Source organism: Dolichospermum lemmermannii CS-548 (genome assembly GCF_028330815.1).
GTDB classification, from domain to species: Bacteria; Cyanobacteriota; Cyanobacteriia; order Cyanobacteriales; family Nostocaceae; genus Dolichospermum; species Dolichospermum lemmermannii.
This window is the reverse complement of sequence record NZ_JAQMTJ010000018.1, coordinates 1-11,199: the sequence shown is the minus strand read 5'-3', so window position 1 is coordinate 11,199 and position 11,199 is coordinate 1. Positions and strand designations below refer to the sequence as shown.

Annotated in this window: 5 protein-coding genes; 4 read left to right on the top strand and 1 reads right to left on the bottom strand. The window is 35.0% G+C overall.

Going from position 1 to position 11,199, the window contains the following annotated elements:
• Positions 1 to 173: 173 nt before the first annotated feature.
• The gene (locus PN450_RS00825; protein ID WP_271835076.1) at positions 174 to 887 is read left to right on the top strand and encodes a hypothetical protein; all 714 of its coding nucleotides are present in this window, start codon (positions 174 to 176) and stop codon (positions 885 to 887) included.
• Positions 888 to 903: 16 nt separating this feature from the next.
• On the opposite strand, the gene PN450_RS00820 is transcribed toward PN450_RS00825, so the two are convergent.
• Positions 904 to 5,757, bottom strand: a complete 4,854-nt coding sequence (locus tag PN450_RS00820; RefSeq protein ID WP_271835075.1) for a WD40 domain-containing protein — start codon at positions 5,755 to 5,757, stop codon at positions 904 to 906.
• A gap of 264 nt (positions 5,758 to 6,021) precedes the next feature.
• Here PN450_RS00820 and PN450_RS00815 point away from each other — a divergent pair, with 264 nt between their 5' ends.
• The 3 genes from PN450_RS00815 to PN450_RS00805 all read left to right on the top strand — a co-directional run bounded on the left by PN450_RS00815 (position 6,022) and on the right by PN450_RS00805 (position 10,859).
• Positions 6,022 to 6,351 carry a hypothetical protein gene (locus tag PN450_RS00815; RefSeq protein ID WP_271835073.1) on the top strand — a complete coding sequence of 110 codons (330 nt, stop codon included), beginning with the start codon at positions 6,022 to 6,024 and terminating at the stop codon, positions 6,349 to 6,351.
• Between the two features lie 68 nt (positions 6,352 to 6,419).
• Entirely contained in the window at positions 6,420 to 6,695 is a 276-nt protein-coding gene (locus PN450_RS00810) for a hypothetical protein (protein WP_271835072.1), read from the top strand.
• 816 nt (positions 6,696 to 7,511) lie between these two features.
• Entirely contained in the window at positions 7,512 to 10,859 is a 3,348-nt protein-coding gene (locus PN450_RS00805; RefSeq protein ID WP_271835071.1) for a type 2 lanthipeptide synthetase LanM family protein, read from the top strand.
• The last annotated feature ends 340 nt before the right edge of the window (positions 10,860 to 11,199 follow it).

The window sequence follows — 11,199 nt, the reverse complement described above, 5'->3', positions numbered from 1 at the left end:
TTAGGTTCAACAGGGTTTTATCTTGCTCACGAGTTAAAAATACCCTTAAACGAGCGCCCATATTTTAATCACCTCAGTAGATTGATTTTCCGTATTTACTTATCTTTACATAGTTTGATTTCTTTGCGCCGACTTACTTAGATAGACAAAATAAAACCCAAAAAGCAGAAATTGTGTTAACTGGTGATGTTGATTCTGTTGAAAATTTAAAGATTCTTGAAGAAATTTTACGGCAACATTCAGGGGATACAATCTTAATTTTCGATATAAAATCCGGTAGCATCAGATTATTTATAGAAGGATCTGATGCAGATATTGAAAAACTGATCAATCTTGTTCAATCAAAAACACTTACGGAATTAAATACTTTTCCTATTGAAAGTATTCGGATTTTGGATGCAGATGAGCCTAGTAATAATCAACGCAATAATATAATTTCTTTATCTGGAAAATTTAATAAACGCAATTTTCCAGATGGTTGGGATGATCCAAAAAAATTCATAAATCAAACAATTGAAGGGAGTCGCCCCTTATCATCTCAAGTTAGAAGCCACGAAAATGAGCGTAATGAAATTGGCAAAATTATCCATTTAAATCCAATAAATACATCTCTGTTGTTGAAAATAAAAAAAGAAGAACTCAATGAAACATCAGAAAAAGGTTTACATAGCATAACTTTACAAATACTTAGGACCAATCAACAGATTCAGTTACCTGAAAACTTGAAAATTTTAGTTTTTTATGAATCTTCAGGAGAAATAATAGATGAAAAACTAGCAAAAAGAAAAACTCTCCGCTCTAGTTTTATCATTGAATCAAAATCTCCTTTTTGTATTGAAGTTAAGCTGGGTGAACAAACTATTGAAAAAGGTCTTTATGTATTATGATTACTTACTCAATCCATCAATAATCTTCCACAGCACCCAAAGTTTTGAGTGTGACTTTTTGTTGTTCAGTTAAACCTTTAATTCCAGTGATATTCATTCCCTCGTAAGGTCTAGGCACGCGGAGAATTTGACGATTATATGTTTCCATATCCCATAAACTAATTGTACCATCTCTACTGCAACTTGCTACGGTTTGACCATCGGCAGAAAAAACAACAGTATCAATTCTTTTTGTATGTCCTGAGAGAATTTTTCTACATTCACCAGTTTTAATATCCCAAAGTCGCACTGTCCTATCTGTACTACCACTAACGAGTATTTGACCATTAAAATCAACGGAAGTTAATCTATCTTGATGTCCTCGAAAAACTTGCAGACATTCATAAGTATTCAAATTCCATAATCGAATTGTACTATCTTCACTAGCACTGACAAATATTTGATCATTAATGAATTTAACGGAATTTACCCTATCTGTATGTTCGGTTAAAACTTGTAAACATTCATAAGTATTCACATCCCAAATACAAATCGTGCTATCTTCACTACCGCTAATTAGTATTTGACCATTGGGACTATAAGCAACTGATTTTATGCCAGCATTACTACTTTTATCTGGTTTCAGATTTTGAGATTTACCAGTTTCAATATCCCATATATTAATTGTTTGGTAAAAGCTACTACTAGCTAGTTTTTTGTCATCGGGACTAAATGCTAATGACCAAATTCTTTCTTCTTCTCCAAAAAATGTTTTTACGCATTTACCAGTTTTGATATCCCATATTTTAATAGTTGTATCTGTACTACCACTAGCTAGTTGATTACCATCATGACTAAAAGCAAGTGACCAAATCGTATTTTTATGTCCTAGTAGAGTTTTAAGACATTTACCAGTTTTAATATTCCAAAGTCTTACAGTTGCATTATTATCTCCACTAGCTAATATTTCACCATTGGGATGAAAGGCAATTGCTAACTGCCAATCAGTGTAACCATATAGAGTTTTAATACACTTTCCTGCCTTGATATCCCAAACTTTTATTGTTTCATCTTCACTACTACTAACAAGTCTTTGGTTATCAGCATGAAAAGCCGTTGACAATATCGAACTAATATGTCCTTCTAGAGTTTTAAATTCATAAGTATTAACATCATAAATTTTGATGGGATGATATTTTTGAGAGTCATCATATAGAGATACACAGCAAACAAGTTTCTGGCTGTCTGGACTAAAAGAAATAAACCTAACTGAAGCTTTATTTTCAGTTAATGTCTGAATATGCTGCCATTTTCCATCTTTAAATTCCCAAATTTTTACGACTTCTTCTTTATCTCTATAAGTTACCCCACCATTAGAGTTAGCCAGCAATTTACCATTAGGACTAAAACTAACTGAACTTGTTAATTTATTCAACCCTGGTAAAGATTGCAATAATTTACCCGTTTCCACATCCCACATTTTGATAGTTGTGTCAGGACTACCACTGACAAGTTTTTTCCCATCTGGGCTAAAATCAATCGAAAATACACCTGTTTCTTGCTCTGGTAAAGTTTTTAAACATTCTCCATTTTCAATGTTCCATATCTTTATACCATCACCACCACAACTGGCAATTGTTTTACCATCAGGACTAAATTTAACAGTAATCACCCAACCTGTATGTCCTTTTAGCGTTTTTAATAGTTTACCTGTATTCACTTCCCAAATTTTGACTGTTTTATCTATACTGCTACTAGCTATTAATTTACTATCGGGACTAAATGAGATTGATAGTACATAATCATTATGTCCATCACATATAGTAATAAGTTGATTATCTTCCATTCTCCAAATGCGAATTTGTTCATTGATATCACAACCTGCAAATAGCTTGCCATCTGGGCTGAATTGAACAGTTAAAACAGAGCCAAAATTATCAATAAATAGACAATTTCTAAATTTTGATTGTGTAAAATTAATATTATGAATATGTATTCTGGTGAAGTCTGTTTGCCACACAGTTAAATGAGAAAAATCATAGTCATTTAAAATAGGTTGCTGTTTCTCTATTCCTTCCTCAATCAATAAATTTATATGAATAGTTTGCCACACAGTTAAATTATAAAGATCATAGTCATTTAAAATAGGTTGCTGTTTTTCTATCTGTTCCTGAATCAATAAATTTAGAAGATTACCAGCCGCATACCCTGGTTTTTTATTAGGTTGCCTTTTTAAATTAGATAGGATAGGAATTAGCAGATATTCAAGATTTACTTGATTATGTAAATTATTTATTTCACTACGTATTTTCTCTATTAGTTCTAGATGATTTTGAGGAATATTTTTGGACAATTGGTTTAAATTATTATCAATATTTCTAAATTCAGATTTTGGAAGTAGTTGTTCTATAATTGGTTTGAGAATCAGACGAATTTGCATATCTTTGATATATTCTTTACCTTGAGCTTTAAACAAGGCATGACTATTAAATAATTCAATTTGATTATCTCTAATTTCATCTACCATTTGATTGATTAATCGCTTAGTTATATATTCAATAATCACAGGTTGCAGAGTAAACTTAGGATTATCTGTGGAAGTTTCTACTATTTTTTCTAGAGGGATTTTCTTTTTTAATGATTGCAAATGCTTATTGACTTGCTGTAATTTAGAAATTGCTAGTAAATCTTCTAATAATTCTGATTCTGAAACTGGTTCACGATTAATTGCTAACCAGTAAATTATCTCCTTTTCTAATTTATTTAATCGCTGAAAGTGCCAGTTTAGTAAATCATCTTCGATGCTTTTTTCTAAAAGATGTTGTTCTTTTTCTAGAAAAATAGCAATGTTTCCTTGATATTGTTCTTTAATAAAACCCGCACTCAATTCTAAAAATAGGGGATTACCACCATAAACTTCAATTAGTTTTTCCCAGTTTTCATCTGTAGCCCTAAATTCACCGATTTGTTGAAAAATTTTCTTGACTGCTTCTGTCTCTCTTAAACCTGTTAATTCTAAAAGACGAACAGAACCATCTTTATATCTTCTTGATTCAATTTCTGGTGGTATCACTCGACTGGTAAGCAGCAAACAGCTTTGATGTTTTTCTTGCCTAATTTGTTGGAACATTTCACCATAAACGCCATAGCCATGTCGATATTTTCCCGCTTCTAAAATTGATTCAATATTATCAAGAATTAAAAGACATCTATTTTGTTTTAAATATCCAAGTAAGGTATTTATTTGAATATTTGGTGATTCTGGTAAATTAGTTTCTTGTTGATGAGAAAGAAATTTGATGATATCAGTGATTATTTCTATAAATGGTGGGGCGTTAAGGAGCGATAGCGAAGCGCTCCGTAGGAATCTCCAAATGATATAATCAAATTCACCTTGCATACCCCTGGCTAATTTTACAGATAAATCTGTTTTACCTATCCCACCCTGACCTAACTTCACAGAAAGTCCGGTTTTACCTATTCCTCCACTCCCAACTATAGCCAATACTCGACAGCTTTCATTAACTATCCATTGTTTTAATTTTTCTAACTCCTCTGTGCGTCCAAAAAAATGGTTTACAGGAGGTACATTTCCCCAATCAGCATGAAAACCTTTAGTATTTACAGCACGTAAGTTTTCCCAGGTGAGAGGTTCTACCACTGCGGGATTTGTACAAAGCGCAGGTAAAAAGGATGCTCCTGGATATTGTAATTCATGTTTTTTTAATTTATTTCTAGCTTCTTGAACTGCTAAAAATATGGGATATTTTTCCTGAGCAAAAAACTCTAAAAAATAACGAAAGAATTCCTGAGCAATGAAATTGGAAACTTGCTCTTTCATGACGATAACATGAGATATATTCAATTTTGCTAGATCATTTGCTAATCCCAGTCCATCACAAGAGTTGAAAATTGCCAGTCTCAATCCATGATCAATAGCTGCTTCAAAACTATTATTTAAATCATTGATGGTAACACCTTCCTGGTCATTAATATATATATGTCCCGATTCACTTTGAGTTTTACTGTGTCCAGCAAAAAATAAAATATCACAACCTTTTTCTAACCTTTCTTCTAACTGTTTACGGTTAAAAGGAAAAGTCATAAAGTCTATTTTTACATCTAAATCATTAACCAACTGGTCAAAAATAATGCGTTCCTGTTGTAAATCAATTCCCTCATCATCACACAAAATAGCAAGAATTTCTACTTGATTACTTGATTTTGATCTAACAAATCTACCTTGATAAGAAAGAGAGCCGAAACCATGAGTAGCCAAGGGATATTTATCAAAAAAATTCCACTGATGCCAAGGAAGTTTGCGGATTAAGTGATCTTGAATTTGGAAGAGTACAAAAATTTCATCATTAATATCTAAAAATTGATTTTTATCCCATTGATGCTGGCAATTAACAAATTCTTGATATTGCAGCCAAGTATTAAAACGTTCTTCTAGTTTCTGCTGTGCCAAGCCTAAATTTTTATTGATATCACTGCTACTAATATTTTCACATAGGTCTAATAATCCTGCTTCTAAATTGATAAAATCATCTAATTGCTGTAATAAGTTATTATCGTTTATATCATCGGATAAATTATCTATATTTTGCCATAAATCATCAAAATCCCATTGAGGACATCTGCGGATATAAGTTGGGATAGGCTTTTTTGTCAATAAAGTTACAGATGAACGACTGCTGACAGTTTGATAGCGAATATTATAAAGCTTTTGCCAAATTTTGTAGAGTCTAGGGAGTATGGTATCTGGTGGTAAATTTGTATTATATTCATCTGCTCTTTTCTGCTCTGAGTTCCACCATAACTTTATCCTCACAGGGGTATTTTGCTGTAAATTGCCTAGTCCTAAATCAATAATTAGCGATTTGGTCATAATAGGTACAAACCCTTTTCATCGTTGGCTTATCTGTGTATATTACCACAAGTGAACATAGAGCAATCATAAAAAAAGCATAACTTAATCATTACAAAGACGAGAGTTGAGGTTTCTGGTTTTATAGTGGTATATGTATTCCCCTAGTAGTGAGTCACATTTAGGTTGTAAATTGTCCTCTGCCGAAAGGCTTTACCCGTAAGGGTTCCAGCATTTAAGATTTTACAAATGATTTGCGACTGCCATTTTCTTGGAGGTTCTTAAATGTCACCACGTTCTTTTTCAGCATTTCTCAACGAAGTGAAGTCAGATGAGACTTTTGCTCGTGATCTCAGGAGTGCTTTAGTATCTGTCAGCCAAAATGAAATACTGGCAATTGTGGCCGAATTGGCGCACAAGAGAGGTATGCAGGTAGATATAGAGTCCTTGCAGGCGTCGATGAATATTGGATCGGCTCCAGAGTTCTCGGATGGAGAGATTGAATTTGTTAAAGGACCGATCATGGGAGATGCAGCCTTTTCGTGGTTGCTTAGTTGTGAGTGTAATACCTGTTACTCCAAAACACCGAATTCAAATGATAGTCCTTCATGCTAGACATACCATCGCACCTTGCTCATAAAGAAATACCATCTACACCATCCGTTCAATGAGGAATCATCAACATGAATGCAACACAATTGGCCAATGTCCTTCAAAAAGTCAAAACTGACCCTGTTTTGCAAGAAACATTAAGAGTTACTAAACAGGACTGGGTTGAATTGAACCTAACAACTCTAGAATCCTTACAAGCGTCAATGAATATTACATCGGCTCCAGAGTTCTCAGATGAGGAATTAGAGATTAACGGATCTTGTTGTGGTTATCGTAGCAATTGCGGAACCTCTTGTGTCGAATTTCGCAGTGTTCAATTGGTTCCCGTATTCAATTTCGTAGATTGATTGCCATTATCCCGAACCTAGTCCGTTAAGCAGGCTATTAGGACTTACGCAAAACATCACGAAAGTAGCGGTAATTCATGAATTACCGCTACGCAAGAATCAGTGTTTCAGTCACATCTTGCGTAAGTCCTACTCATGACAAGACGCGGGATGTCGTGATGCACTTGCTGAACAATGTTGTTATAAGATCAACAATGTAACAAAATCTTATGATTCCATTTTTACCTGAATGATGAATAACAAACATGAATGCAACACAATTAGCCAATGTCCTTCAAAAAATCAAAGCTGACCCTGTTTTGCAAGAAACATTAAGAGTTACTAAACAGGACTGGGTTGAATTGAACCTAACAACTCTAGAATCCTTGCAAGCGTCGATGAATATTGCATCGGCTCCAGAGTTCTCGGATGGAGAGATTGAATATATGGATTTATGTACGTTTACCTTATATACTTTCATAAGCAAATGTAGTAATTGCTGCAAGCGGGTTTCCTAGAATCAATTAAAGTTTTACTTATGACTCCCGGTTCGCTCATTTTTTTTGGAGTTCGAGAAATTGCCAAAAAAACAAGAAATCCAGGTGTCGTAATGGTTTTAGCGATTTCCCGAAATTTAGCTTGAACTACCACATCCGGCGCTAAAACTCTATTTTTATGCGAACTGCTTGCAGCAGCGCTTCGCTATCGCATAAAGTCTGTAGGGTAGTACATTTTTATCAAAGCCGAAAACCCTGATTAAATCGTTCAGCTTTTTTGTAACTCGATTTTAAATGGGCGAACCGGGAGTTATGATTTTTTAGAAGAACCAAATCAACAATGAAAAACAACAAGTCTAAAAGTTTACCAAAACTTCTAGCCAAGGAGGGCTGGACTCTCCGACAGCGTCTAGATTACTCTCAAGTCCTAAACTTGAGTGAGTACGTTAATGAATCACACCAGCTTGATGAATGGAGCAAGATTGTTGCCCCTAACCAAACTGAGAACTTTATTAAGCGTTTAGAATGGTCAGGCTATACTCCTAATCAAGCTCTATGGGCTTTAAATCCTCCTGAAGATGCGGTTCCTGCTCATCCAAGTTGGTTAGATTTCTTGACTTGTTTGCGTCAAGTTCTCGTGGAGGCTGGATGTAGTTTTAGTCAAGAGAAAGGCGCAAACCAGTATTCTACAAAGTCTCAGCCTTTACCTTTTGAAGAACTCTGGTTGCCTTTATGTGATTGGGGAGTGACTGAGATTAAACAGCGTTTATCTCTAGACTTCTTAGAGGCAGTTAGTGATGATGCTGTAAACAGTCTAACAGAAACACTACTTACCCGTCTTTGTCAATTAAGTGAGAAAATTCTGTGGGAGGAATTTCACAAAGGTCGAACTCCCGGTCAAATACTGTTAGCTCATCTAGGAGATAATGGTGATGGTAGTGGACTGCCTATAAGGGAGGCTTACTTAACATTTATTCAAGATAATCTTCAGGATGGTCTTGAAAAGATATTAACGATATATCCTGTTTTAGGACGCTTGTTGGCAACAGTAGTAGAATTGTGGCTAGAATCAAGTGTTGAACTCTTGAAACGTATTCATGAAAGCCGACAAGAGTTAGAGATTTGCTTTGGTATTTCAATCAATGCCAAAATAAGTGACATTCAACAAGGAATGAGTGATTTTCATCGAGGGGGGCGTTCTGTTGCAGTCCTACACTTTAAAGAATCAGACCATAAAGAGGAAACGCCTAAAAAAGTAGTATATAAACCTAAAGACATGAATGTAGATTCTGTCTATCAACGATTGCTTGGTATCATCAATCAACAGATTGGAGAAAATGTATTTCGGGTTTTGAAAATCCTTCCCATGCAAGGATTTGGTTTTATGGAGTTCGTGGAACATCGTCCCTGTGTTAATGATCAAGAGTTAAGTAATTTTTACAAAAATGCAGGCCGATTGATGGCAGTTCTTCATATATTGGGTTGTACAGATTGTCACCATGAAAACTTAATTGCGTGTGGAGAGCAATTAATACTTATTGATACTGAGACTCTTTTAGAAGGCGATGTTGGTAATCATACTAATAATGATGACATTGCTATTAGCAGTTTACAAGAGTCAATGGGAAGCTCAGTTTTACGTATTGGCTTGTTACCGCAATGGCTATTTATAGGACGAAAAGCTCATGCAGTTGATATTAGTGCTTTAGGTATAATACCTCCTAAAAGTTCTTATATTGAACAACCTGGATGGTTAGGGATTAATAGTGATGGAATGTTTTGGGGAGAAGTAGAGACACCCGTTGACATCCCCACTAGCTCTCCTTTCCCCATCGGCAGTTCTAATCGTCTAAAAGAATTTCAAGGGGAACTGTGTGAAGGATTTCGCATACAAATGCAACAATTTCTTGATTATCGTCAGGCATGGTTAGATTCAAATTCTATACTTAAAAATTTTGCTGGCTTACCCCGTCGGATTGTTCTTCGCGCTACTCGTATCTACTTTCTCATTCAACTTCAGTGTTTAGAACCTGCTTCCTTAAAAAATGCAATAGCCTACAGTCTTAAACTAGAACAACTTGCTCGTAGTTATGTTTTGGCTATCGAAAAACCGATTAATTGGGCGGTTTTTGAGGCTGAACTAAGACAAATGGAACAATTCGACATTCCATTTTTTGAACATTTAATTGATAGTGATACCTTAACCTTATCTGACGGCTTGCCCAATATTGAGCGTTTTTTAGATACCTCTGGTTTATTAGCTTGTCGAAGAAGGTTAGAAGAACTGTCAATTGATGAAATTAATTTTCAAATACAATTAATTAAAGGAACAATAGAAGCCAAGCAAATTAAAGTTAGTTCTCTAGAAACTCCGACAGAACAAATTAATATATCTGATACTTGCTCAAGTATTGACTATAAATTTGATGAAGTAATTCGTATCGCCAAACAGTTACAGCAACAAGCAATCAGAGATCAGCGTGGCTATCCTGAATGGTTAGGTATAGACATCGGACAAGATCAAGAAAAATTTAACTTTGGTTTAGTTGGTCTTTCCCTCTATGGAGGTCGTTGTGGTATTGCTTTACTTTTTGCCGCCTTAACTCATTTTTTAAGACAACAAAACTCGGATTTAGAATATCAAGAATCTTTAGTTAACGATATTCGTGGTTCTGTCGCTCATATCTTAGATATTGTTAAATCAAAAGATAGTTTTCTTTTATTTCGTTATTTACGAGATCAACCTCTTGGGTTATCAGGAACTGGTGGAATCCTTTTAACACTCCAGATTCTAAGCCAGTTAGAAATCAACCCTATTGACGAGAGATTTGCTGACTATGGAAGAGTCGCTCAAGTGATTATAGATTGTCTTACCTTAGAACGTATCAATAAAGATCAAGAATGTGATTTAATTAGCGGTTGCGCTGGCTTGATTGGTTCACTTTTATCAATAGCTCAAGATGTTGAAAGCAAAAATTTGTCATCTCAAAAATCTTTAGACTTAGCTATTATATGTGGAGAGCATCTGATCTCTCAACAAATGGAAAATGGCGGATGGTTGACCTTAAGAGATACAAAGCCTCTAACAGGTTTTTCTCATGGTGTTTCTGGGATTATTGCTGCTTTAGCTCGTTTATATCAACTGACGGAAGATGAACGTTTTTTAACTGCTATTCAAAAAGGTTTAGTTTACGAACGCTCTGTATTTTGTCTTGAAAAAAGAAACTGGCCAGATTTTCGCTCCAGTCCTGAACCAAAAAAATTTATGAACAGTTGGTGTCATGGCGCTCCCGGTATTGCCTTGAGTCGTCTGTGTCTCAAACAATCAGGGATATGGGATGAGCAAATCGCCACAGAAATAGAAATAGCTCTTGAAACTACCGCAAAACAAGATATGGGTGTCGATCATCTCTGTTGTGGAAGCTTTGGTAGAGCAGCTATTTTGAAATTGGCCAGTGATTTTAACATGGGTGATAAATGGGATCTGTTTGCTCAGAAAGTAGTAGAATTAAGTCTGAAAAGAGCTTCAAACCAAAACTCTTACCGCCTTTTTTCAACTCAAGAAGGTGAATTACTGTTACCTGGATTATTTACTGGGATGGCAGGAATTGGACTTCAGTTATTATCATATAGTAGCGGGAAGACAAAACAAATAGTTGCACAATGTCTAACATCAAACTTACTTTAATTTTAATAAGCATCTCCCACTTGTCTGCTCACCAAGGCGTAGCAGTGTGAAGATCAAGGTTTGATAAGTTATCTTCAGTATGTATGGAAAAAGATCATAAACTAAGACAGCAGATTGGATTGACAAAAGGAGGCATAACACCACTTATTATGCTTCCTGCTGTCCAATATTTACTAATCTCTTAAACTCCATGAATTGGCTATAAGTAGGTCGGCGGAAAAGTTTCTAACTATGTAACGAAAAGTTAAGAATGGTTATTTTTGTTAAAATGAATACGTTCTGTACTGTATTGTCCTTTTTCTCCCCTAGCTTTAACCCCATTCATTACGGCATATGCAAG

What these genes read in the sequence shown, in the direction of transcription:
- PN450_RS00820 (WP_271835075.1), bottom strand. Translation starts at nt 5,757, where the DNA reads ATGACCAAATCGCTAATTATTGATTTAGGACTAGGCAATTTACAGCAA.
- PN450_RS00815 (WP_271835073.1), top strand. Translation starts at nt 6,022, where the DNA reads ATGTCACCACGTTCTTTTTCAGCATTTCTCAACGAAGTGAAGTCAGAT.
- PN450_RS00810 (WP_271835072.1), top strand. Translation starts at nt 6,420, where the DNA reads ATGAATGCAACACAATTGGCCAATGTCCTTCAAAAAGTCAAAACTGAC.
- PN450_RS00805 (WP_271835071.1), top strand. Translation starts at nt 7,512, where the DNA reads ATGAAAAACAACAAGTCTAAAAGTTTACCAAAACTTCTAGCCAAGGAG.